Here is a 23536-nt window from a genome sequence, read left to right on the forward strand (position 1 = left end):
GATTCCCGCGGCGACCGCCGTGGCACAGGTGGCGGGAAACCGCCGTGACGAGGGCGGAAATCCGCCAAGGATGCGGGAAGGCAGTGGGCGGCGTGAGGCGGGGCCAGCTGCGGTTCGGACTGCTGGGACCACCTGTTCTCTACGACGTCCACGGCGAGGCCGGCGACTGCGGTGACGGCACGGAGGCCTCCGGGGAGGCCGACGTCAAGGCCATCGGCAGCCCCAAGGTCCGCACCCTGCTCGCCGCTCTCCTCCTCGAGGCCGGCCGGGTCGTCTCCGTCGAGTCGCTCAAGGACGCGCTGTGGGGCGGGGCGCCGCCCGCGTCCGCCCAGGCCTCGCTGCACAACCATGTGGCCCGGCTGCGCAGGCTGCTCGACGACCCCGAGCGGCTGCGGGCGGTGCCGCCCGGTTATGTGCTCCGCGTCGAGCAGGGCGAACTGGACGTGCATGTCTTCGAGCGTCATCTCGCCACGGCGCGCGGCGCGTTCGCCGCCCGCAACTGGGAGCGGGTCGTGCGCGAGTGCACGTCAGCGCTCGCCCTGTGGCGCGGCACCCCGCTGAACGGGCTCCCCGCGGAACTGGGCGGATACGCCTTCGTCCAGCGTCTGAAGGAGGCCCGGCTGCTGCTTCTGGAGTGGCGCTACGACGCCGAGCTCGCCGTCGGCGGTGCCCGACTGGACGGTCTCGTACCGGAGCTGGCCGCACTGGCCGCCGAGTATCCGCTCCGGGAGGCGTACCACCGCCAGCTGATGCTCGCTCTGCACCGCACCGGCCGCCAGGCGGAGGCCCTGGCCGTCCACCGGGATCTGCGCGCCCGTCTGGTGGAGGAACTGGGCGTGGAACCGGGCCCCGCGATGCAGGAGGCGCACGTCGAGGTGCTCGCCACCACCGGACTCCCCGGCTCCCCGCGCGAGGACGCCACCGCACCGGGCGGCACGGACGACCCTGCCCCGGCCCACCCGCAGTCGCCGAGGCCCGCCCAACTTCCGCCTCCACCCGCCCACTTCACCGGCCGCACGCCCGCTCTCGACGACCTCCGCAGCGCCCTCGAACCCGGCCGGACCCCAGCCGTTGCCGTCATCAGCGGCATGGCGGGGGTGGGCAAGAGCGCCCTCGCCCTGCAGGTCGCGCACACCCTGAGGGAACGTTTCCCCGACGGTCAGCTGTACATCAACCTGCACGGCGCCACCCCCGGCATGACCCCCCTCACGCCCACCCAGGCCCTTGCCGCGCTGCTGCGCGACCTGGGCACCGAGCCGCGCCGCATCCCCGAACACCCGGACGCGGCCGCCGCCTTGCTGCGCTCCCTGCTCGCTCCCACCCGCACCCTCCTGCTGCTGGACGACGCCGCGCACGCCGCTCAGGTACGGCCGCTGCTGCCGGCCGGCGCGGGCTGCGCCGTGATCGTCACCAGCCGCTCGCCGCTGACCGCCCTCGACGGTGCCCGCCGCTTTCCGCTCACCCCGCTGAGCGGCGAGGAGAGCGCCGAGCTGCTGCGAGCGGTCTCCGGCCGCGACGCCCTGGACGCGGCCCACCCCCTCGTCGAACTCACCGGCCGGCTCCCGCTCGCGCTGCGCATCGTCGCCGCCCGCCTCGCCGCGCGCCGAGCGCTCACCCCCGAGGTGCTGGCCGGTCAACTGGCCGCCACGGAAGGCCGGTTGCACCACCTGGAGTACGACGACCTGAGCGTCCGCCGTTCCCTGGCCGTCGCCCATGACGCCCTCGCCGCCTCGGAGCGCGAGGCCGACCGGGATGCCGCTCTGGTGCTGCGCGGGATCGGCGCGCTCGACCTGCCCGCGTACGGCGCACCGCTCCTCGCCCACCTGGTCGGCACCGACGAGCGCCGAGCCGAGGCCGCGCTGGACCGGCTCGTCGACGTGGCCCTCCTGGAGGAGACGGCATACGGCCGCTACGCCCCGCACGACCTGGTCCGCGACTTCGCCCGCGAACTGGCCGGGGGCGCCAGTGACGTGGATGCCGCCCTGCCCTGGTACGCAGCCGTCGCCGAGCGCGCCCTCACCGCGATCGTCGAACCGGGGCTCGACCAGGACGACCGCCGCCGTCCGACCGCGGCCCAGCCGCCGGACCACGCGGCGCAGGTCGCCGCCCTCCCCGCCTTCGAATCCGCCGGACAGGCCTTCGCCTGGGGGGACACGGAGCTGGCGAACATCGTCACGCTGGTCGAGCGGTACGCCGAGGGCCCCGGTGCCGACTCCGACGTCCAGGCCCTCAGGGCCGCCCGCATCTCGACCCTGATCCGCCTCTTCTTCCCGTACGCGCTGCGCAGCGGTCGCGTCGCCGAGATGGAGGTGCTCGGCGGGGCCGCCCTGCGCGTGGCCCGGCGCCTCGGTGACGAGGCCGCCGAGGCGTACGCGCTGGGCGACCTCGCCGGGCTGCACTTCCTGACCGGGCGGCAGAGCGAGGCCCTCGTCCTCAACGACCGGGCGCTGACGATCTGGCGGCGGCTCGACCGCGTCTCCTGGATCCGCCGCTGCCTCAACAACCGTGGTCTGCTGCTCGAAGGGCTCGGACGCCACGAGGAGTCGGGGCGGGCCCTGCGCCAGAGCCTGGAGTACTCGCGGCGGTTGAACGACCCGCACGGTGAGGCGGTGACCTACAGCCACCTCGGCAATCTGTACGAGCACACCGACCCGCGGGCCGCGATCGAGCAGCACCGGCGGTCGCTCGCCATCGGCGACGAGATCGGTGCCGTGATCGTGCAGCACTCCGCGCACTGCAACATCGGCTACGCCCACCTCACCCTCGGCGAACCGGCCGCCGCCGTACCCCACTTCGAGGAGAGCCTGCGCATTCTCGGCGGCCACGGCGACTGGCACGGCGAGTCCCAGACCCGGCTCGGGCTGGTGCGGGCACTGCGGCTGCTCGGCCGCACGGAACGGGCCGCCGCCGAGTGCGCCGAGCTGCTCCACCGCGCGGACGCCCGCGCCGACCGCTACACGGGCGGCCTCGCCCGCCATCAGCACGGCCTTCTGCTGCGGGAGCGGGGAAGCGCCGACCAGGCGTACGCACAGTGGCGCGCGGCACTTGACGCACTGGACGGCACGGACGAGAAGTCGGTGCTGGCCGAACTGAGGGAACTACTCGGCGAGACGCTGCCGTAGCCAGGGGTACCGCTTCACTGCGGTAGCTGCGGGCCATCGTGCCGCTGAGGGCGGCTCCCGACCCAAAGAGAGCGGCACCTCTCAGCGAGCAGCGCCCGATCCACCCCCCGGCCCGCACCAGCATCGGTCACCGCTCACTTGGCATCCGCATAACACTCCACCACCGCCGTGGTGAACGGAAACCGCACGGGCGTCTGACCGAACGTCAACCGCCCCGCCAGCTCCGCCGCCTCCCGGATCGCCGTCACCACCGCCTCCGCCTCCTGCGCGGGACAGTGCACGATCACCTCGTCGTGCTGGAAGAAGACCAGCTCGGCCGCCATGCCCGCGCAGGACTGCCGCAGCGCGGCAAGCATCAGCAGTGCCCAGTCGGCGGCGCTTCCCTGGACGACGAAGTTGCGGGCGAAGCGACCGCGGGCGCGGGTGTTGGTGGAGGCATACCCCGGCACCCACTCCGTCCCGGCGGGAGCCTCGGCCGGCTCGTCCTGCGGAATGCCCGCCTCCTCCGCCGCGTCCTCGCCCGCCCCGGCCGCCGGCGGGCAGGTCCGCCCCAGCCAGGTCCGCACGAGCCGCCCCTCCTCGCCCGCGCGCGCCGCGTCGTCGACGTACTCGACCGCCTTGGGGAAGCGGCGTCTGAGCGCGGCGAGGTTCTTCAGGCCGTCTCCGGAGGTCTGGCCGTAGACCGCGCCGAGGACGGCCAGCTTGGCCTGGGCGCGGTCGCCGGAGAAGGCCCGGTCGGAGACCGACTGGTAGAGGTCGGTTTCCCGCCCGGCCACCTCCATCAGCCCCGGGTCGCGGGAGATGGCGGCCAGGACACGCGGTTCCATCTGGTCGGCGTCCGCGACGACGAGCCGCCAGCCGGGGTCGGCGACCACCGCGCGCCGGATGACCTTGGGGATCTGAAGGGCGCCGCCGCCGTTGGTGACCCATCTGCCGGTGACGGTTCCGCCCGCGAGGAACTCGGGCCGAAACCGCCCGTCACGCACCCAGTCCTGCAGCCAGGACCAGCCGTGGGCGACCCAGATGCGATACAGCTTCTTGTACTCGACCAGCGGCTTCACCGCCGGGTGGTCGACGGACTCGATCTCCCACCGCCGGGTCGACTTCACCTTGATCCCGGCCTGCGCGAACGCCTTGACGACGTCCGCGGGCAGATCGGGCCGGACGCGGCGCCCGAAAGCGGCGGACACCTCGTCCGCGAGCTCGGCGAGGCGGCGGGGCTCGCCGCCGCCCGCATACCGCTCGCCGAGCAGTTCGTGCAGCACCCGGCGGTGCACCTCGGCGCTCCAGGGCAGCCCGGCGCGGTTCATCTCGGCGGCCACCAGCATCCCCGCCGACTCGGCCGCGGTCAGCAGCCGCATCCGGTCGGGGTGCGCTGTGGCGTCGTGCCGGCGCTGCTGCTCGGCGTACACCTCGACCAGGTCGGGCAGCGGCACATGGGCGGCCTGCGGTTCGAAGAGCGGGGACTGCGCTCCGGGCTCGGCGGAGCGCTGGGGCGGGTCCGGTGGTACGGGGCCGCCGCGGAGCCGGGCCAGAGCGGCGGCCGCCGAGCGTGGCTCGCCGTACCGCCCCTCGTGGCCCAGCAGGAGGGTCTCGGCGTCCTCGACGTCGTAGCACCGCTCCACTCGCACCCCCGTGGCGAGCAGACGCGGATACACCTCGGCCGTGGAACGCCACACCCACCGTACGACCTCCGGCCGGCCCCGCACGGCCGTCGCGAGGTCGGGCTCCCACAGGACCGGTCCGGCGAGCAGCCCGTCCGGACCGAGGGGGGCGATCTCCACGCCACCGTCCTCGGCCGGAGCGAGCGCCCAGCGGTCGGTCATGGTTGCGAGTGTGGCAGGGGGGTCTGACAGTGGCCTCCCGGCCGGCACCCGCTCGCCGTTCTCGAACTCCAGGAGAGGAGCGAGCGAATTTCGGTGGGTGGGACGAGTCCGGGAAAACCCCATGTGGGGCGCACGGGAACGGTGATTGACTCTTCTGTCATGACCACCACCCCGCTGACGGCAAGCTCCTCCACGGCCCCTGCTCCCGTCTCGACTCCCGCCCCCGTCACCGACGTTCCCGCAGTCGTCGACGAGACGGCCCGGCTCCTCACCGAGCACTACGTCTTCCCGGAGGCCGCCGAGCAACTGGCCGTGCTGCTGCGCCGGCGCCTGGCGGAGGCGGCGTACGACGTGGAGAGCGCCGAGGAGCTGAGCGCACTGGTCACTGCGGATCTGCAGTCCGTCAACGGCGATCCGCACCTGCGCCTCATGTACCACCCCGAGCAGGTGCCGCAGGGCCAGGGCGAGGCCGCGGAAGCCGCGATGCGCCGCACGTTCGACACCTCCCTGGGCGGCGTGCCCCGGGTCGAGCTGCTGACGGGCGGCACCGCCCTGCTCGAACTGGCCCCCTTCCTCTTCCCCCTCTCCTGGTCGGCCGAGCCGCTCGCCGCCGCGCTCACCCTGGTCGCCCGCGCCGAAGCGCTCATCCTGGACCTGCGGGGCAACGGCGGCGGCGACCCGGACACCGTCGCCTTCGTCTGCAGCTACCTCCTGGACGAGCGCACCCACCTCAACACCCTGTACACGCGCGTGGGCGACCGGTACGACCAGTTCTGGTCCCTGCCGCACGTCCCGGGCACCCGCTTCGGCGGCACCAAGCCGATCCACGTCCTCACCGGGCCGCGCACCTTCTCGGCTGCCGAGGAACTGGCCTACGACCTCCAGCAGCTGGGCCGCGCGACCGTGGTGGGCGAGACCACCCGCGGCGGCGCCCACCCGCGCGAGGGCTGGACGGTCCACCCGAACCTGGAGGCCACCATCCCGGTCGCCCGTGCCGTCAACCCGGTCTCCGGCACCAACTGGGAAGGCACCGGCGTCGTTCCCGACGTCCCGTGCCCGGCCCCCGACGCCCTCGACCGGGCCCTGTCCCTGATCGCCGGCTGACCCGACTGTCAGTGCCGCGTGGCACGATCGACGAGTGACCAGCACTCCGTCCAGCACCGTCGAACGCGCCTTCAAGACCGCCCTGTACGGCGAGACCGACACCGCCCTCGACACGGGCGCGTCCCTGCTGGCCGCAGACCCGGCGGCGGACGACGAACTCGCCCGCCGGGGCCGGGAGTTCGTGGCGACGGCCTGGCGGCGCGGCTGGCAGCCCGCCGACGTCGTCCGGATCGTGCGACGCGAGCTGGACGAGGTACACGTACGCCTGGCATCGGCGCTGATCAGGGCACAGACGCCGGACGACGGCCCGCGCGGCCCCCGCTGGACCGCGCAGCTGGACGAGCTCGGCGCGGAAGCGGCCGAAACCGCCGAGGCCACCGGCACCCCGCCCCGCACCGACCGCTTCTCGCACGCGACCACCGTCCTGGAGCTGTACCGCCTGCTGCTGCGCCTGCCGGCCCTCGAACCCCTCGACGAGCCCAGGCGGCGGCCCGATTCCACCCCCGGAGCCGGCCCGGCAGCCGAGTCCCGCATGCTCACCCGCATCCGCGCGCTGCTCGCCAAGGCGGAGGCGACCGGGTTCCCGGACGAGGCGGAGGCGCTGTCCGCCAAGGCACAGGAGCTGATGGCCCGGCACAGCATCGACGAGGCGCTGCTCGCGGCCCGGGCGCCCTCCCCGGACGCCCCCGGCGCCTGCCGTATCGGCGTCGAGGCGCCGTACGAGCAGGCGAAGGCGGTGCTGCTGGACGCGGTCGCCACCGCGAACCACTGCCGGGCCGTGTGGAACGAGCCGCTGGGCTTCTCCACCGTCGTCGGCTTCGAGGCCGACCTGGAAGCCGTCGAGCTGCTCTACACCTCGCTCCTCGTCCAGGCCACTACGGCGATGACGAAGGCGGAGACCGCCCAGCGAGCGGGCGGCCGCAAGCGCACCAAGACCTTCCGGCAGTCCTTCCTCGCGGCCTACGCCCACCGCATAGGCACCCGCCTCGCGGCGGCCGCGGAGACGCAAGTGACCGACGACCTGCTCCCCGTACTGGCCTCCCGCGAGGTCGCCGTCACAGCCCACACGGACCGCATGTTCCCCGAGACGACCACCACCCGCCTGCGCGGGGTGAACGACGAGGCGGGCTGGACGGAGGGGGCTCAGGCAGCGGACCGGGCCCAGGTGGGCGCCCGGCCGCGTCTCCCGTGAGGGGCGGGGCGAGGTCAGGGCCGGCGCCCCGTCAGGGGCGCGGGGCTGTGTCGATATGCGGCTCCGCCCCGCGGGCGCGACAAGCCACGACGGCGCCGCGGACAGAGACCCGTCGCGGCACAACCCGCGGAGTGCTCAGTCCCCAGCCTGCTGGAACGGACTCACCGAGGCATTCGGCGTGCCCGCATCGCCCTTGAGGGCAACGTCGCCGTACGACCACGTGAAGCTGTGGTCGGCGGTGGAGCCGGGCAGGGTGAACTTCACCGTCTTCACCGGCAGGCTCTTCTTGCCGCCCGCCTCGCCCCGGACGTACGTGATCGTGAAGGAGGCGGTCGCGTCCTTGGCGAGGGTCAGCTTCCGGGCCTTCGCGGCCTTGTCGGCGAGGACGGTGCTCGAGACGTTGCCCGCGTAGAGGTCGACGCCCGGGAATCCGTTCAGGGTGCACTTGGAGTCGCGGTTCGTGATCGTGACGGTGACATTGCCGGAGTCCCCGGCGGACGGGGCGGCGCTCGCCGCGACCTGCACGCCGACGGCGTCGAGCGTGCAGGCGTCGCCCGCCTTGTTCTTGTCGGTGGAGTCGCTGTCACCGCCGCTGCTGTCGCAGGCGGTCAGAAGGAGGGCCGCGGCGAGAGCGGCGACGGTGATCGGGGTGGCGCGCATGTGGATCCTCTGGGGCTCTGCTGGTGCTCGGCGGCGCGATGCCGTTGATCGTGTGCATGGATCATCACGCACGATCCCCCGCAGCTGTTGGCCGCCCTGCCGGACTACTGACCGAGGTTCGCCGTCGGCAGCCCCGACGGCAGGGTCCCGCCCTCCGTCTTGGTGTACGTCTCCTTGCCCACGGTGCCCGACCAGGTGATCTTCAGCGAGCTCTTGGACACGGAGTCGACCATCCCCGTCGCCCGCTCCTTGCCGCCCTTGGTGCAGGTGAGGTGGATCATCTGCATACCGGCCTCCTTGCCCGCGGTCCCGCTGCACACGGATCCGCCGGTCGAGAAGAGCCCGGCCTGCTTGCCGGTGATCACCAGGGCGACGGCCTTGCCGCCGGTCGTGGCGAGCCAGCTGCCCTGCAGGCTGTCGGACGCGCTGGTCGTCCCGCCGGTGCCGCCTCCCGTGTCCGCCGTGGAGGTGGCGGAGGCGGACGGGCTCGACGAGGAGTCGTCCTTGGAGTCGCCGCCGCTGCACGCGGTGAGCACGAGCGCACCCGCCAGCCCCGCGGCGGCGGCCGCGATCCGCAGCTGCCGGCGCGACACCGTGCGGGCAGGACGGGTGAAGGTCGCCGAAGTCACTGGTAGCTCCCAAGCAGTAGCAACGAGCAGGGGCAAGCCGTAGCCGGTGGGCCGGACCGCAGGCCCGAGCGCCCGCAGCAAGCTACCAGGGACGGCCTCCACCCCATGAGGAGCGGCTGTGAGATTCACCGGACCCACCCGCACTCGCCGGACCCACCCGCACTCGCCGGACCCACCCGTGCTCGCCGGACCCATCCGCGCTCACCGAACCCACCCGCACTCGCCGGACCCACCCGCGCTCACCGAACCCACCCGCCCTCACCAGGACGACTTGCGCACCCCCGGCAGATACCCGGCATGCGCCTGCCCCCGCAACGACACCCGTGACAGCCCGAACGCCCGGAAGTAGCCCCGCGGTCGCCCGTCCACCTGGTCCCGGTTGCGTACGCGGGTCGCGCTGGCGTCGCGCGGCTGGCGCCGCAACTCCCGCTGGGCGGCGAGCCGTTCCTCCTCTGTCGACGAAGGCCGACGGATGATCTCCTTCAGCTCGGCGCGCCGCTCGGCGTAGCGGGCGACGGTCTCCTGCCGCCGCTCGTTCTTCGCGATCTTGCTCTTCTTCGCCATCAGACCCGCACCCCCTGCGCACGGATCCGTGCCACGGCGGCCTCGACGCCGATCGCGTCGACGGTCCTGATCCCCTTCGTGCTCAGCCGCAGCCGTACGTACCGGCCCTCGCTCGGCAGCCAGTACCTCTTGCTCTGGATGTTGGGGTCGAAACGGCGGGAGGTCCGCCGGTGGGAGCGGGAGATGCGATTGCCGAAGCCCGGATGGGCGCCGGTCAGCATGCAGTGCGCGGACATGGGTGACGTACCTCTCCTGAAGTGATCCCCGAAGCGATGTCGCTAATGGAATTCATTTTCAGTAAGGTACCACCATGGCTCGCAACGAACTCCGCCCTGTCATCAAGCTCCGCTCCACCGCGGGGACGGGCTACACCTACGTGACCCGCAAGAACCGCCGCAGCGACCCCGACCGCATGACCCTGCGCAAGTACGACCCGGTCGCCGGCCGCCATGTCGACTTCCGAGAGGAGCGCTGAACCACCGCCATGCGCAACGGAATCCACCCGGCCTACGGCCTTGTCGTCTTCCGCGACCGTGCCGCGAACCACGCCTTCCTCACCCGCTCGACCATGAGCAGCGACAAGACGATCGAGTGGGAGGACGGCCACACCTACCCGGTCGTCGACGTCGAGATCTCGAACGTCAGCCACCCCTTCTACACCGGCACCGCCCGTGTCCTGGACACCGCCGGCCGCGTGGAGCGCTTCGAGCGCCGGTTCGGGAAGCGGGGCGGAGCGTGAGCCTCTCGGTGGTGATCGTCGGCGGGCTGCACGCCGACGCCCGCAAGGCGGCCGTGGCCCGGCTGCTGGCCGACGTCCCCGGCAGCGTCGTACTCCACCACGACCTCGCCACGGCCGCGGCGGGCACGGTCGTACGGACGATCCGCGACGCGAGCGGCCTCGTGTCGGCCGGCGAGGCGCCCCTGGTCAACGACTGCGCGTGCTGTGCGCTGAGGGAGGACCTTGTTCCCGAGCTGCGCCGGCTCACGGACGCGGGGGACACCCGCCTCGCCGTGGTCGAGCTGTGGGACTCCGTGGAGCCCAAGGCCATGGCCGAGGTGGTCGTGGCCGGAGGCCTGACCGTCACGGGCGTGATCACCGCCGTGGACCCCGCGCTCGTCCTGCCGTATCTCGGCAACGGCGACGACCTCGCCGACGGCGGCCTCGCCGCGGCGGCCACGGACCAGCGGACGGTCGCGGACACGTTCGCGCGCCAGCTGGAGTACGCCCCCGTCCTCGCCGTCACCGACTCCGAGGAGGCCGACGAGGAGGACCGCGAGTTGCTCGCCCAGCTCCACCCGACGGCCCGCCAGGTCGTCATCGGCCACGACGACCTGGCGGTGGCCGCCCTCGCGGGCTTCGACGTCGAGGCGGCGGCCGCCGCCCAGCATCCGGCCTGCGCCCTCCTCCCCGCCGAGGCCGACGCGCACGGGGTCTCCACCCTGGTCTGGCACCGCAGCCGCCCCTTCCACCCGGAGCGGCTGTACGCGGCCCTGGAGGACCTGACCTGCGCCGCCGCCCGCAGCCGGGGCCGGTTCTGGCTCGCCGACAAGCCGGACACCCTGCTGCACTGGGACGCGGCGGGCGGGGCCCTGTGCGTGGAGAGCGCGGGACCCTGGCTGGCCTCGCTCCCCGACGCCGCCTGGGACATGGTCCCGCCCGTGCGCCGGGCCGCCGCCGCGCTCGACTGGCACCCCGAGCACGGGGACTGCTGCCAGCACCTCGTCTTCACCTCGCCCGGCCTCGACCGCGACGGACTCGAACACCTTCTGGAGTCCTGTCTGCTGACCGACGCCGAGTACGCCGCCGGGCGCGCCGCCTGGAAGCGGCTGCCGCCCGCCTTCGACACCCTCCTGGAGGTCTGACCCGCATGGCCCGCAAGCCCGACCGCAACCCCGCCAAGTCCCGCCCGAACCCTCTGGACGCGGCCGGAGTCACGTACATCGACTACAAGGACACCGACCTGCTGCGGAAGTTCATCAGCGACCGCGGCAAGATCCGCAGCCGCCGCGTCACCCGCGTCACGGCCCAGCAGCAGCGCCTGCTCGCCCGCGCGATCAAGAACGCCCGGGAGATGGCGCTGTTGCCGTACGCCGGCCGTTGAGGCTTCACCGGGGGGCTGAGTCCCTGGACCCCCGGTCGGCAGGAACGGGCTCGTCCTCAAGTGCCGGACGGGCTGGTCGTCGCTGACCCCGGCCGATCCTGCGAACGTAATGCGGAGGATGGAACAGAAAAGCCGCGGTATGCGTCTCCTCTTGTGTACGAAGTTCGACCGGGCGCATGTCACGCGGACCCCGGGGCATGCGCCGGAACGGATGTCACACCCCGTACGTCACAGCTGTAACCACAGAACCACCCCGCGTGCACGTGCATCTGCTCATGCAGTCGCACGTGAACAAAGCTATGATCCGGACCAGTTGACCACTGCATCACTGGCCCCAAAGCCACCGCACCACCGGGAGCGACCTGTGGACCACGACGTGTACAACGGCATGGCTGCCACGGAGCTGAACGGTGTGGCCTGGCAGAAGAGCCGGCACAGCAACTCGCAGGGCTCCTGCGTGGAGTTCGCCCGGCTGCCCGGCGGGGACGTGGCCGTGCGCAACTCGCGCTTCCCCGACGGTCCGGCGCTCGTCTACACGCGCGCGGAGATCGAGGCGATGCTCCTGGGCATCAAGGACGGCGAGTTCGACCACCTGATAGCGGGCTGACACCCCGTCCACCCGGGGTGCAACTCGGGGCAATAGGTGCCTTACGTGCAGTAACGCGCGTAGAACCCCGGCGTCAGACGGCGCCGGGGTGCGCTATTCGGCGGGCAGCGGCTGGGGTGCGTGCGGCAGCTGGAACAGCGCCCAGACGACCTTGCCGCCGAGCGCGCCCGCCATCGGGTGCCAGCCCCAGCTGTCGGCGAAGGAGTCGACCAGGAACAGGCCGCGGCCCGACTCCGCCGAGAAGTCGTCCGCCTCGCGCGGCGCCGGGGTCGCGTGGCTCGGGTCGCGCACCGCGCACACCAGCCGCTCCGTCCAGCGCATCAGATGCAGCCGCACAGGAGGGCTCTGGTCGGCGGCGCACAGGGTGCCGGCCGGCAGGCCGTGCCGCAGCGAGTTGGTGACCAGCTCGGAAACCACCAGGCAGACGTCGTCGAAGCGGTCGCCTATGTCCCACTGGTCGAGCGTTCTGCGGGTGAACAGCCTGGCCTCGCGCACCGCTTCGTAGCGGGCGGGCAGAGCGCAGGAAGCGGCGTTGGACACGGCCGCGGGATCCAGCGGCGGAAGGCCCTGCCGTAACGGCTCGAGCATGGTCGATCCATTCGTCCCCATGCGAGGCACTCCCGAGGAATTCGCGGTCGTTGCGATGCAGCGGTTGCGCGAGACCATGGTCTTGGATGCGCGGTGCAGATGCAAGGTGCAGATGCACGTGCACGCGACCGAATTGGACCCTCCCGTACCGCTTGTTGGCCATTTTTTCCGCCATCTTCTCTCCCTCTGCTTGCCAGCTCCTTCCTCCTTCCTGCGCAGAATCTTTGGGTTCTTTGCTTCTCTGTAATCGGACGAGTACTGCTCGGAGTGATTTAGTGGCAGACTTCGGCCCCTGAAGGCGTTGGGGAGGCTGGCGAACGTGAGCGCGGGAGAGCCCGGATCGGTGGTGCGGCGCATGCTGCTCGGCTCGCAACTGAGGCGACTGCGGGAAGCGCGCGGGATCACGCGCGAGGCGGCGGGCTACTCGATCCGTGCCTCCGAGTCGAAGATCAGCCGGATGGAGTTGGGCCGGGTGAGCTTCAAAACGCGGGATGTCGAAGACCTGCTGACGCTGTACGGCATCACGGACGAGCAGGAGCGCAACTCGCTCCTCGCCCTCGCCCGCGAGGCCAACGTCGCGGGCTGGTGGCACAGTTACTCGGACGTCCTGCCCAGCTGGTTCCCCACCTACGTAGGCCTGGAGGGCGCCGCCAGCCTCATCCGTGTCTACGAGGTGCAGTTCGTGCACGGCCTGCTCCAGACGGAGGAATACGCCCGCGCGGTCGTGCGGCGCGGCATGAAGGGTGCGAGCGAGGCAGACGTCGAGCGGCGCGTGGCGCTTCGCCTGGAGCGGCAGAAGTACCTCGTCTCCGAGAAGGCCCCCGAGTTCCACATCGTCCTGGACGAGGCCGCCCTGCGCCGCCCCTACGGCGACCGCGAGGTCATGCGCGGCCAGCTTCAGCACCTCATCGAGGTCTCCGAGCGCCCGAACGTGCGGCTGCAGGTGATGCCGTTCAGCTTCGGCGGCCACTCCGGCGAGTCCGGCGCCTTCACCATCCTCAGTTTCCCGGAGTCGGACCTCTCGGACGTCGTCTACCTGGAACAGCTCACCAGCGCGCTCTACCTCGACAAGCACGAGGACGTCACCCAGTACGAGAAGGCGATGAAGGAGTTGCAGCAGGACAGCCCGGGTCCGGACGAGAGCCGGGACGTGCTGCGGGGCCTGCTCCAGCTGTCCTAGGGTTTCCCCTCGAATGTGAGCGGAGCCACCCAACTCCCTTAAAACGTCAGTACGATGACGTGTGATCACACCATGAAGTCGGGATGAGGGATCGCATGGCGTCGTACTTCACCGATCTGGCTCAGCAGTACATCGACGGTGAGTGGCGCCCGGGTACCGGTTCCTGGGACGTCATCGACTTCAACCCGTACGACGGCGAGAAGCTGGCCTCGATCACCATAGCCACGGTCGACGAGGTCGATCAGGCCTACCAGGCGGCCGCCCGCGCCCAGAAGCAGTGGGCCGCGACCAATCCGTACGCCCGCCGAGCCGTCCTCGAAAAGGCGCTGCGCCTGGTCGAGGAACGCGAGCAGGAGATCGCCGACGCGATCATCACCGAACTGGGCGGCACCCGGCTGAAGGCGGACTTCGAACTGCGCCTCGCCAAGGACTTCCTGCGCGAGGCGGCCCACCAGGCACTGAGCCTCGAAGGCAGGATCCTCCCCTCTCCCGTCGACGGCAAGGAGAACCGCGTCCACCGCGTTCCGGTCGGTGTGGTGGGTGTGATCAGCTCCTACAACTTCCCCTTCCTCCTCTCGATCAAGTCGGTCGCCCCGGCCCTGGCCCTCGGCAACGCCGTCGTCCTCAAGCCGCACCAGGAAACCCCGATCGTCGGCGGCTCACTGGTCGCCAAGATCTTCCAGGACGCCGGTCTGCCCGGCGGTCTGCTGAACGTCGTCATCACCGACATAGCCGAGACCGGTGACGCCTTCATCGACCACCCTCTCCTGGAGGTCATCTCCTTCACCGGCTCCGACCAGGTCGGGCGCCACATCGCCGCCGTATGCGCCGCGAACCTCAAACGCTCGGTCCTCGAACTGAGCGGCAACAGCGCGCTGGTGGTCCTCGACGACGCCGACGTCGACTACGCCGTCGACGCGGCCGTCTTCAGCCGATACATCCACCAGGGCCAGATCTGCATGGCCGCCAACCGCGTCCTGGTCGACCGCTCGGTCTTCGACGAGTTCACCGAGAAGTTCGTCGCCAAGGTGCAGACACTCAAGACCGGAGATCCGCGCGACCCCGAGACGGTCATCGGTCCGCTCATCAACCACTCCAAGGCGGACGCTGTGGCAGGCGTGATCGACCAGGCGCTCGCCGAGGGCGCCACGGCTCTGATACGCGGCGGCCGGACCGACAACCTCGTCGAACCGTCCGTCCTGACCGGCGTCCCCACCGGCTCGGCCCTGCTGCGGCAGGAGGTCTTCGGTCCGGTCGTCTTCCTCGTCCCCTTCGACAGCGAGGAGGAGGCCGTACGCCTCGTCAACGACACTCCGTACGGCCTGAGCGGTGCCGTCCACACCGGTGACATCGAGCGGGGTGTCTCCTTCGCCAAGCAGATCGACACCGGCATGTTCCATGTGAACGACGGCACCATCCACGACGAGCCCCTCGTCCCCTTCGGCGGCGAGAAGAGCTCCGGCCTCGGCCGCCTGAACGGTGAGGGCACCGTCGAGTGCTTCACGACGCAGAAGTGGATCTCGGTGCAGCACGGGCGGAGCGGGTTCCCGTTCTGATGTGCTGAGTGCGTGTCCGCAGCGGGCCATTGAGGACACAAACTGACCTCAATGGCCCGTAGCTTCGTGGGTGTCAGGCAGGGGGACGGCCTCCCTGCCACACGGCGAAAGGCGGCGGTCATGGTCATGCACGTATCGGCAGAGGCTCAGGGCGACGAGCGCGGGGCACTGCTCTCGTTCATCGAGGAGCAGCGGGGCGGCATCCGGCGCGCGCTGCTCGGGCTGACCGAGGAGCAGGCGGCGAGCCGGCCCAGTGCCAGCGAGCTGTCCCTCTCCGGGCTGCTCAAGCATGTCGCCGAGGTCGAGCAGGGCTGGATCGCCCGGGCCAAGCAGGAGCCGCCGGCCGTCGAGCGGGACGAGACCAACTGGCACGAGACCTTCCAGCTCGTCGACGGCGAGACCGTCGAGTCGCAGCTCGCGTACTGGGAGAAGGTCGCCGCCGAGACGGAGGCGTACATCCGCTCGGTGCCGAGCCTCGACGACACCTTCCCGCTCCCCGACCAGCCCTGGTTCCCGCCGGAGGGCCGGGTCTCGGTGCGCTGGCTCTGTCTGCACCTCATCCGCGAGACGGCCCGGCACGCGGGCCACGCGGACATCGTCCGTGAGTCCCTCGACGGGAAGACGGCGTTCGAACTGGTCGCTCTGGAGCAAGCGGGCTGAGCCCTTGACCATAAGCTGGGCGGCATGTCCGCGATCCGTCTCCTCGTGCTCGGCGCGGTCCGCCAGCACGGGCGGGCCCACGGTTACCAGGTGCGCAACGACCTGGAGTACTGGGGCGCGCACGAGTGGTCCAATGCCAAGCCCGGCTCGATCTACCACGCGCTCAAACAGATGGCGAAGCAAGGTCTGCTGCACGCGCACGAGATCGCGCCGTCCACGGCCGGCGGCCCGCCGCGCACGGAGTACGAGATCACCGACTGGGGCACCGAGGAGTACTTCCGGCTGCTGCGCGAGGCGCTGACCTCGTACGACCAGAAAATGGACGTGAAGTCGGCGTCCATCGGCTTCATCGTCGACCTGCCCCGCGCCGAGGCGGTGGCGCTCCTGAAGGAGCGGATCCGGCGGATCGAGGAGTGGCGCGGGGCCGTCACCGAGCACTACATCCCTCAGGACGGCCCCGAACAGCTCGGCCACATCGGCGAGATCATGAACCTCTGGGTCCACACGGCCGACGCCGAGGCCGAGTGGACCCAGGGGCTGATCGCGCGGATCGAGAGCGGGGCGTACACGTTCGCGGGGGAGGGCGCACCGTTCGTCGGGGTCCTCGCCGAGGGTGAGGAGAACCCGTACGCGACGGGGGAGCGGCATCCGGAGGACCGCCGCTAATCAAGTTTGACCAATGGGTTCGGCGACGTTACTTTCGATGGGTAGTCAAGTTTGACTAGAGAGGGAGCTGCAGTGGCTGACGCGGCGATCACCGTCGACGGGGCGCGCAAGAAGTACGGCGGGAAACACGCACTGGACGGGCTCGACCTGACGGTCGCCCGCGGCACCGTCCACGGAGTTCTGGGCCCGAACGGCGCGGGCAAGACGACCCTGGTCCGGATCCTGTCCACCCTGCTGCGGCCCGACGCGGGCCGGATCGAGGTGGCCGGGAACGACGTCGTGACCGAGGCCCGGGCCGTGCGGCCGCGCATCGGCCTGCTCGGCCAGCATGCGGCCGTCGACGAGGAGCTCGGCGGCCGCCAGAACCTGGAGATGTTCGGCCGCCTGTACCACCTGGGCGCCCGCCACGCGCGCGTGCGTGCCGACGAGCTCCTGGAGCGCTTCGGCCTCGCCGACGCCGGCCGCAAGCCGGTGCGCGCCTACAGCGGCGGCATGCGGCGCCGCCTCGACCTGGCCGCCGCCCTGATCCGGGATCCGGACGTGCTGTTCCTGGACGAGCCGACGACCGGCCTCGACCCCCGGGGCCGCGCCGAAGTGTGGGCCGCGGTCCGCTCCCTGGTCGGCGGCGGCACGACGGTCCTGCTCACCACCCAGTACCTGGAGGAGGCCGACCAGCTCGCCGACCGCATCTCGGTCGTCGACGCGGGCCTGGTGATCGCGGACGGCACGGCGGACGAGCTCAAGGCGGCCACCGGCGGCGACCGCATCGACGTCGTCCTGCGCGACGCGGGCCAACTGGGCGCCGCGGTCGCCCTGTTGCCCGTCCCTAAGGCCGAGATCTCGGTCGACCCCGACCGCCGTCTGCTCAGCGCCCCGGTGACGGACCGCATGGCGGCGCTCTTCGGTGTCGTACGCGCCCTGGAGGAGGCCGGCATCGAGGCGGAGGACATCGCCCTGCGTCGTCCGACGCTGGACGAGGTGTTCCTGCATCTCACCGGCGGCCACCGAGCGGAGGAGGCGGCGTGAGCGCCTACGCCCTGACCGACTCCTGGACCATGACCCGCCGCGAACTCGCCCACTGGGGACGGCAGCCGGGCCGCCTCGTCGTCGGACTGGTCTTCCCGGTGATGCTGCTGCTGATGTTCGCCTACCTGATCGGCGGCGGCCGGGGGGTGACCGGCCAGTACCGCGACTACCTGGTGCCCGGCATGCTCGCGCTCACCATGGCCTTGGGTCTGGAGGGCACGATGCTCGCCGTCACCCAGGACCTGGAGAAGGGGGTGATCGACCGGTTCCGCTCGCTGCCGATGGCCAACGGTGCGGTCCTGGTGGGTCGTTCGGCGGCGGACATGCTCCAGTCGGCGCTGGGGCTGGCGATCCTGATCGGCGTCGGGTACGCGCTCGGCTGGCGTGTGCACGGGTCGCCGGCCGCGTTCCTGGGTGCCGTAGGCCTGCTGCTGCTGCTCCGCTTCGCCATGCTGTGGATCGGCATTTACCTGGCGATGGTCGCCGGCAAGCCGGAGCTGGTGCAGGCCGTGCAGATCCTGGTCTGGCCGGTGGGCTTCCTGTCGAACGCCCTTGCCACCCCGAAGTCCATGCCCGACTGGCTGGGCACGGTCGTCGAGTGGAACCCGATGTCCCAGACCGCGACGGCCGTACGGGACCTGCTGGGCGGCCCCGGCGGGGAGCCGGGGCACGTGTGGGCGGCCGTCGTATGGCCCGTGGGGCTGCTCGCGGTGTTCTTTCCGCCGGCGGTGCGGAGGTTCGCGCGCCTGAGCAGCTAGCGGGCTAGTGATGGAAGCCGGTGGCCGCCTCCTTGTCCCTGGTCAGGGGGTGCGGCTGCCGGCGCAGTTCCGGCAGGAGGCGGGACAGGTCCTCCATGAACAGGTCGGCGAGATCGGTCGAGAAGCCGTTGCGGCACACCACCCGCAGCACGGACAGGTCCTCCCGGTTCGGCGGGAAGGTGTACGCGGGCAGCAGCCAGCCGCTCTCGCGCATCCGCCGGGACACGTCGAAGACGTCGTACGACTCCACGCCCGGCGCGGTGGTGAAGGCGAAGACGGGCAGCTCGTCGCCCCTGGTCAGGAGGCGGAAGTCGCCGAGCGCCGCCACCCGTTCGGCGAGGCTCATGGCCACGTCACGGGTGGTCTGCTGCACGGCCCGGTAACCCTCCCGGCCCAGCCTCAGGAACGTGTAGTACTGCGCGACCACCTGCGCGCCCGGCCGGGAGAAGTTGAGGGCGAAGGTCGGCATGTCGCCGCCCAGGTAGTTGACGCGGAAGACGAGCTCCTCGGGCAGCGCCTCCTTGTCGCGCCACAGCGCCCAGCCGACGCCCGGGTAGACCAGCCCGTACTTGTGCCCCGAGGTGTTGATGGACGCCACGCGCGGCAGGCGGAAGTCCCACACCAGGTCCTCGTCGAGGAAGGACGCGACCATGGCGCCGGACGCCCCGTCCACATGGACCGGGATGTCCAGACCCGTGCGCTCCTGGAGGGCGTCCAGCGCCGCGCACAGGTCCGCGATGGGCTCGTACGAGCCGTCGAAGGTGGAGCCGAGGATGCCGACGACCCCGATGGTGTTCTCGTCGCAGAGGGCGGCCGCGGCCTCCGGATCGAGATGGAAGCGCTCGCCCTCCATGGGGACCAGGCGGGGCTCCACCTCCCAGAAGTTGCAGAACTTGTCCCAGCAGACCTGGACGTTGACGCCCATGACGAGGTTGGGACGGGCCCCCGGGGCGGGGTTCCGCTTGCTCCAGCGCCGCTTGAGCGCCATCCCGGCGAGCATGCACGCCTCGCTCGACCCGGTCGTCGAACAGCCGACCGCCGCCGATGGATCCGGCGCGTTCCACAGGTCGGCGAGCATCGCCACACAGCGCCGCTCCAGCTCGGCGGTGCGCGGGTACTCGTCCTTGTCGATCATGTTCTTGTCGCGGCACTCCGCCATCAGGACGCCGGCCTGCGGCTCCATCCAGGTGGTGACGAAAGTGGCCAGATTCAGCCGGGAGTTGCCGTCCAGCATCAGCTCGTCGTGCACCAGCTGGTACGCCGTCATCGGCGGCAGCGGGGCGTCCGGCAGCCGGTGCTTGGGCGGCGCCTCGGTCATGCCGCCGACCGGGTTGGCCTCCCCGAAGAACGGATTGACCGAAGCCGGGCGCTCGTCGGGCTTCTGGGAACCTTTGTGGAGCGGCATGGACGTCTCCTCGTGTCATCTCGGGAACGGGTGCCGGCGGACCGGAGTTCCACCGCCCGTGCAGACGCATCCGGAATGCCCGGGACGCCTACGGTGACACCGGGCGCCGGGTGAACGGCCGGTAAGAGGACGAACAGCGGGCCCGCGCCCGCCCACGACGAGAGCGGCGCCACAGGCCCACCATAAGCGGGCAGAACGGACGCAACATCCGGAGGGATCCGCCCGGGAATCCGGCTTGCACCTCACGTGGCGTGAGGGCTCACCGTGGAGTGCGTACCGAGAAGGGAGCGGACGAAGTGAGCCACTCGGCAGGACAGGACGGCTACTCCGTGGGACAGGTCGCGGGCTTCGCCGGCGTCACGGTGCGCACGCTGCACCACTACGACGACATCGGCCTGCTCGTCCCGAGCGAGCGCAGCCACGCGGGCCACCGGCGCTACAGCGAGGCCGACCTCGACCGGCTGCAGCAGATCATGTTCTACCGGGAGCTCGGCTTCCCGCTCGACGAGGTCGCCGCCCTGCTCGACGACCCGGCCGCGGACCCGCGCGCGCACCTGCGCCGCCAGCACGAGCTGCTGACCGCCCGGATCGAGAAGCTGCAGAAGATGGCGGCGGCCGTGGAGCACGCCATGGAGGCACGCAAGATGGGCATCAATCTCACGCCCGAGGAGCGCTTCGAGGTGTTCGGGGACAAGGACCCCGAGCAGTACCGCGCGGAGACGGAGGCGCGCTGGGGCAACACGGAGGCGTACGCGGAGTCGCAGCGCCGCGCCGCCACCTACACCAAGGAGGACTGGAAGCGCATCCAGGCCGAGGTCGACGAGTGGGGCCGGCGGTACGCCGACCTGGTGGCCGCCGGGGAGCGGCCCACCGGCCGGGCCGCCATGGACCTGGCCGAGGAACACCGGCAGCACATCACCAGGTACTACTTCGAGGTCCCGTACGAGATGCACCGCTGCTTCGGGCAGATGTACGTCTCCGACGAGCGCTTCAAGGCGTTCTACGACTCCATGCACCCCGGCCTCGCGCAGCACCTCAGGGACGCCATCGAGGCGAACGCGTCCCGTCACACCTCGTAGCCCTCCCGGCCCGGGGGACCGCTCCCGGGCCGGGAGACCTCACGGCTTTGTGCCGGCCGGCGCACAGTGCATCCTGGAGACACCGGTGGAACCTGGGGCGGACACCTTGCGTTGATAGCTTTGGGCGCCCGCACAAGGACGCCGTACCTTCCTCCACCCCCTCAGGAGCCCGGAACCGTGACGACGCTTGCCCTCGGCCCGAGCTGGCTGGATCCGAACTATCTCCTCGACACGTTCGGCATCTGGGGCCTGCTCCTGATCGTCTTCGCGGAGTCCGGCCTGCTCATCGGCTTCTTCCTGCCGGGCGACTCGCTGCTGTTCACCTGCGGCCTGCTGATCGCGACCCACCAGCTGAACTTCCCGCTCTGGGCCGCCATCGCCCTGATCTGCGCCGCCGCGGTCCTGGGCGACCAGGCAGGCTACATGTTCGGCAAGAAGGTCGGCCCGTCGCTCTTCAACCGCCCCGACTCCCGCCTCTTCAAGCAGGAGAACGTGGCCAAGGCCCACGAGTTCTTCGAGAAGTACGGCCCGAAGTCCCTGGTCCTGGCCCGCTTCGTGCCCGTCGTGCGCACGTTCACGCCGATCATCGCGGGCGTCAGCGGCATGAAGTACCGCTCGTTCGTGGTCTTCAACGTCATCGGCGGCGTCCTGTGGGGCGCCGGCGTCACCCTGCTCGGCTCCTGGCTCGGCAAGATCGAGTTCGTCCACAAGAACATCGAAGCGATCCTCATCCTGATCGTCCTCGTCTCGGTGATCCCGATCATCATCGAGTTCCTGCGTGCCCGCTCCAAGGCGAAGAAGACCCCCGAGGCACCGGCTCCGGCCCAACACCAGCAGCCCCCCGTCATGGACGACGCGACGACCCGACTCCGCCGCATCCCCCCGACCGACGACCAGGGCTACCACCACCAGCAGTACCAGCAGCAGCCGCAACAGCAGCAGCCGTACTACCCGGACCAGCAGTACGCCCAGCAGTACCCGTACCAGCAGGGCCAGTACGGCGACCAGCAGAACGGGCAGTACCCGTACAACCAGGGGTACTAGAACCCCCGCGTCCGCTTCGCAGCCCGCCGCCCCGCGGCAGAAGCCCCGCCGGGAACCCGCAGGAACAACCGTGAGATCTCCGACCCCAGATTGACGCCAATGGCGATGGCCATGGCCAAGGAGGCAGCCGTGGCCAAGGACACCAACCCCTTGTCGACCTCGTTCTGCGCGATCGACAGCAATCCGAAATAAGTGGCCGACCCTGGCAACAGGGGCCCGATCGCCGCCGTCGTGTACGGCAACGCGGAAGCGAACCGGTACCGCGACAGCAACTGCCCGAACAGCCCCACCAGCCCGGCCGCAACGGCCGTGGAGGCAACCGGCGACAACCCGCCGGGATAGTGCAGCGCGCCGTACACACACCACGCGACGCCCCCGTTCAGCGTCACCCACAGCACGGTCGACCGCTCCTGCTGCAACAGCACGGCGAAGGTCAGCGAAAGCAGCATCGACGCCCCGATCTGCCACCCCGGCCGCTCGGCGATGTGCAAAGCAGCGTCCGGGTTGAGCTCGGCGCCCAGGTTCACCCCGAAATACAGCACCACCAGTACACCCACGACGATGCCGACGAACAGATACATGACCTCGAGCAGCCGCGCCGACGCGGTGATGTAGAACCCGGTCAGCCCGTCCTGCACGCCCGCCACCAGCGCCCGCCCCGGCAGCAGTGCGAACAGTCCACCGGTGATGACCGCGGACGCCTTGACGTCGACGCCGGCCACGGTCAGCGCGACTCCGATGGCCGCGGGTGGCATCGCGGCCACCGTGAACTGGTAGAACTCCGGCAGCCCGCGCCCCGCGCACAGCCAGGCCAGACGGTCGCCCAGCATCGCGCCCAGCATGGCCGCGATGAAGACGATCCAGTCACCGCCGACGAGCACGGAGGCCGCCCCGGCGAGCAGCCCGCTCGCCCCGGTCAGCACCCACCCCGGATACGGGTGCCGGTTGCGGCGGATCTCGGCGAGCCGCCGGTAGGCCTCCTCCAGCGAGATGGTGGTCTCCGGGTCACTGAGGTCGTCCACCAGCTGGAACACGGCGGCCAGCCGCGTGTAGTCGGTGGCCCGGCGGCGCACCGTCCGCGACGCCGTCACCGGGTCGTCGACCAGGGACGGCTGGTACGAGATCGACAGCAGGGTGAAGGTGACGTTCGGCTCGCAGCGGTCGAGGCCGTAGGACCGGCAGACCGCGAACATCGCGGCCTCCACGTCCTCCGCGCCCTCGCCGCCCGCCAGCAGCAACTCGCCGATACGCAGGGTCAGGTCGAGGACGCGCGGGACGGCCGGACCGCCCTCCTCCGCCTTCGGCCCCGGCTCCGGAGCGGGCCGCTCGGCCACCGGCATCCGCAGCATCGTGCGCATCCGGTCCTGCCAGGGCAGGTCCTTGGTGAGGCTGACCACGGGTATGCCGGTCGCCGGGGTGAAGGCGGCCGGGGCCTGGCGGGCGCTGTAGGTGTTCGGCGTGCTGAACGCCGACCCCTCGGGCTCGGCGCCGGGCTGCTGCGGGACGTCCAGGCCGTCGGGGATGGCGAACTCGGAGGTGGTCTCCGGTTCGACGACGACTCTGGGGGCGGCGAAGCCCGCCGGAATGGCGAACTCCGAGGTGATCTCGGGATCGAACGTGCCCCTGGCCTCGTCCGATTGCGGCTTGCGGTCTTCCGCCTCCGTCACTTGAGTAACGCTCCCTGTACGACGCGTGCAGCTACGCCAGTATGCGCACAGAAACACGAACGGGCCGCACGCGTGCGCGTACGGCCCGTTGGACGACTCAG

Annotated in this window: 24 protein-coding genes; 16 read left to right on the plus strand and 8 right to left on the minus strand. The window is 71.1% G+C overall.

From position 1 onward, the window contains the following. Window positions 1-92 precede the first annotated feature (92 nt). The gene (locus tag ACWC1K_RS01830) at window positions 93-3122 is read left to right on the plus strand and encodes a BTAD domain-containing putative transcriptional regulator (RefSeq protein WP_450828092.1); all 3030 of its coding nucleotides are present in this window, start codon (window positions 93-95) and stop codon (window positions 3120-3122) included. Window positions 3123-3256: 134 nt separating this feature from the next. Here the strand turns inward: ACWC1K_RS01830 and ACWC1K_RS01835 are convergent, their stop codons facing one another. After that, window positions 3257-4948: a bifunctional 3'-5' exonuclease/DNA polymerase gene (locus ACWC1K_RS01835; RefSeq protein WP_450827906.1), complete on the minus strand. Its 1692-nt coding sequence runs from the start codon at window positions 4946-4948 to the stop codon at window positions 3257-3259. Window positions 4949-5107: 159 nt separating this feature from the next. On the opposite strand from ACWC1K_RS01835, the gene ACWC1K_RS01840 reads away from it, so the two are divergent. Further along, window positions 5108-6052 (plus strand): S41 family peptidase, encoded by a 945-nt coding sequence (locus ACWC1K_RS01840; RefSeq protein WP_450827908.1) that lies wholly within the window; start codon window positions 5108-5110, stop codon window positions 6050-6052. Window positions 6053-6086: 34 nt separating this feature from the next. Continuing rightward, the gene (locus ACWC1K_RS01845) at window positions 6087-7244 is read left to right on the plus strand and encodes a DUF2786 domain-containing protein (protein ID WP_450827910.1); all 1158 of its coding nucleotides are present in this window, start codon (window positions 6087-6089) and stop codon (window positions 7242-7244) included. Window positions 7245-7379: 135 nt separating this feature from the next. Here the strand turns inward: ACWC1K_RS01845 and ACWC1K_RS01850 are convergent, their stop codons facing one another. From ACWC1K_RS01850 to rpmB, 4 genes are all read right to left on the minus strand, one after another. After that, entirely contained in the window at window positions 7380-7904 is a 525-nt protein-coding gene (locus tag ACWC1K_RS01850) for a DUF4232 domain-containing protein (protein WP_450827912.1), read from the minus strand. Between the two features lie 104 nt (window positions 7905-8008). Next, window positions 8009-8533, minus strand: coding sequence for a hypothetical protein (locus ACWC1K_RS01855; RefSeq protein ID WP_450827914.1), 525 nt, complete (start codon window positions 8531-8533; stop codon window positions 8009-8011). A 258-nt stretch (window positions 8534-8791) separates the two neighbouring features. Next, window positions 8792-9097: a 30S ribosomal protein S14 gene (gene rpsN, locus ACWC1K_RS01860; protein ID WP_450827916.1), complete on the minus strand. Its 306-nt coding sequence runs from the start codon at window positions 9095-9097 to the stop codon at window positions 8792-8794. After that, complete coding sequence (gene rpmB / locus ACWC1K_RS01865; protein ID WP_450827918.1) at window positions 9097-9333, minus strand: 50S ribosomal protein L28; 237 nt, start codon at window positions 9331-9333, stop codon at window positions 9097-9099. Before rpmB ends, rpsN begins: the two co-directional genes overlap by 1 nt. Window positions 9334-9407: 74 nt before the next feature. Between rpmB and rpmG the strand changes: the two genes are divergently transcribed. From rpmG to ACWC1K_RS01890, 5 genes are all read left to right on the plus strand, one after another. Then, the gene (rpmG, locus tag ACWC1K_RS01870; protein ID WP_152776507.1) at window positions 9408-9572 is read left to right on the plus strand and encodes a 50S ribosomal protein L33; all 165 of its coding nucleotides are present in this window, start codon (window positions 9408-9410) and stop codon (window positions 9570-9572) included. Window positions 9573-9581: 9 nt separating this feature from the next. Continuing rightward, the gene (locus ACWC1K_RS01875; RefSeq protein ID WP_450827920.1) at window positions 9582-9836 is read left to right on the plus strand and encodes a type B 50S ribosomal protein L31; all 255 of its coding nucleotides are present in this window, start codon (window positions 9582-9584) and stop codon (window positions 9834-9836) included. Next, a complete protein-coding gene (locus ACWC1K_RS01880; protein ID WP_450827922.1) occupies window positions 9833-10960 on the plus strand; it encodes a CobW family GTP-binding protein in 1128 nt (375 codons plus the stop codon). The genes ACWC1K_RS01875 and ACWC1K_RS01880 overlap by 4 nt, the downstream gene beginning before the upstream one ends. Before the next feature lie 5 nt (window positions 10961-10965). Then, complete coding sequence (gene rpsR, locus ACWC1K_RS01885; protein ID WP_450827924.1) at window positions 10966-11199, plus strand: 30S ribosomal protein S18; 234 nt, start codon at window positions 10966-10968, stop codon at window positions 11197-11199. Between the two features lie 388 nt (window positions 11200-11587). Continuing rightward, window positions 11588-11806, plus strand: a complete 219-nt coding sequence (locus tag ACWC1K_RS01890) for a DUF397 domain-containing protein (RefSeq protein WP_115913352.1) — start codon at window positions 11588-11590, stop codon at window positions 11804-11806. Window positions 11807-11899: 93 nt separating this feature from the next. On the opposite strand, the gene ACWC1K_RS01895 is transcribed toward ACWC1K_RS01890, so the two are convergent. After that, complete coding sequence (locus ACWC1K_RS01895; RefSeq protein WP_450827926.1) at window positions 11900-12394, minus strand: ATP-binding protein; 495 nt, start codon at window positions 12392-12394, stop codon at window positions 11900-11902. A 355-nt stretch (window positions 12395-12749) separates the two neighbouring features. Here ACWC1K_RS01895 and ACWC1K_RS01900 point away from each other — a divergent pair, with 355 nt between their 5' ends. The 6 genes from ACWC1K_RS01900 (at window position 12750) to ACWC1K_RS01925 (ending at window position 18240) form a co-directional block, all read left to right on the plus strand. Beyond that, complete coding sequence (locus ACWC1K_RS01900; RefSeq protein WP_450828094.1) at window positions 12750-13574, plus strand: helix-turn-helix domain-containing protein; 825 nt, start codon at window positions 12750-12752, stop codon at window positions 13572-13574. Between the two features lie 95 nt (window positions 13575-13669). Beyond that, window positions 13670-15130 carry an aldehyde dehydrogenase family protein gene (locus ACWC1K_RS01905; protein ID WP_450828096.1) on the plus strand — a complete coding sequence of 487 codons (1461 nt, stop codon included), beginning with the start codon at window positions 13670-13672 and terminating at the stop codon, window positions 15128-15130. A gap of 120 nt (window positions 15131-15250) precedes the next feature. After that, the gene (locus ACWC1K_RS01910) at window positions 15251-15790 is read left to right on the plus strand and encodes a DinB family protein (protein ID WP_450827928.1); all 540 of its coding nucleotides are present in this window, start codon (window positions 15251-15253) and stop codon (window positions 15788-15790) included. A gap of 24 nt (window positions 15791-15814) precedes the next feature. Beyond that, on the plus strand, window positions 15815-16456 hold the full coding sequence (locus ACWC1K_RS01915) for a PadR family transcriptional regulator (protein ID WP_450827930.1): 642 nt from the start codon (window positions 15815-15817) through the stop codon (window positions 16454-16456). 72 nt (window positions 16457-16528) lie between these two features. After that, entirely contained in the window at window positions 16529-17482 is a 954-nt protein-coding gene (locus ACWC1K_RS01920; protein ID WP_450827932.1) for an ATP-binding cassette domain-containing protein, read from the plus strand. Further along, entirely contained in the window at window positions 17479-18240 is a 762-nt protein-coding gene (locus ACWC1K_RS01925) for an ABC transporter permease (protein WP_450827934.1), read from the plus strand. The genes ACWC1K_RS01920 and ACWC1K_RS01925 overlap by 4 nt, the downstream gene beginning before the upstream one ends. A gap of 4 nt (window positions 18241-18244) precedes the next feature. Here ACWC1K_RS01925 and ACWC1K_RS01930 read toward each other — a convergent pair whose 3' ends face one another. Continuing rightward, window positions 18245-19645: a glutamate decarboxylase gene (locus ACWC1K_RS01930; protein ID WP_450827936.1), complete on the minus strand. Its 1401-nt coding sequence runs from the start codon at window positions 19643-19645 to the stop codon at window positions 18245-18247. Between the two features lie 296 nt (window positions 19646-19941). Between ACWC1K_RS01930 and ACWC1K_RS01935 the strand changes: the two genes are divergently transcribed. Both ACWC1K_RS01935 and ACWC1K_RS01940 read left to right on the plus strand, forming a co-directional pair. Then, window positions 19942-20724 (plus strand): MerR family transcriptional regulator, encoded by a 783-nt coding sequence (locus tag ACWC1K_RS01935; protein WP_450827938.1) that lies wholly within the window; start codon window positions 19942-19944, stop codon window positions 20722-20724. Between the two features lie 177 nt (window positions 20725-20901). Continuing rightward, complete coding sequence (locus tag ACWC1K_RS01940; RefSeq protein WP_450827940.1) at window positions 20902-21768, plus strand: DedA family protein; 867 nt, start codon at window positions 20902-20904, stop codon at window positions 21766-21768. Here ACWC1K_RS01940 and ACWC1K_RS01945 read toward each other — a convergent pair. Continuing rightward, entirely contained in the window at window positions 21765-23435 is a 1671-nt protein-coding gene (locus ACWC1K_RS01945) for a threonine/serine ThrE exporter family protein (RefSeq protein WP_450827942.1), read from the minus strand. The genes ACWC1K_RS01940 and ACWC1K_RS01945 overlap by 4 nt on opposite strands. Window positions 23436-23536: the final 101 nt, after the last annotated feature.

This window comes from Streptomyces sp. NPDC001492, assembly GCF_053597275.1.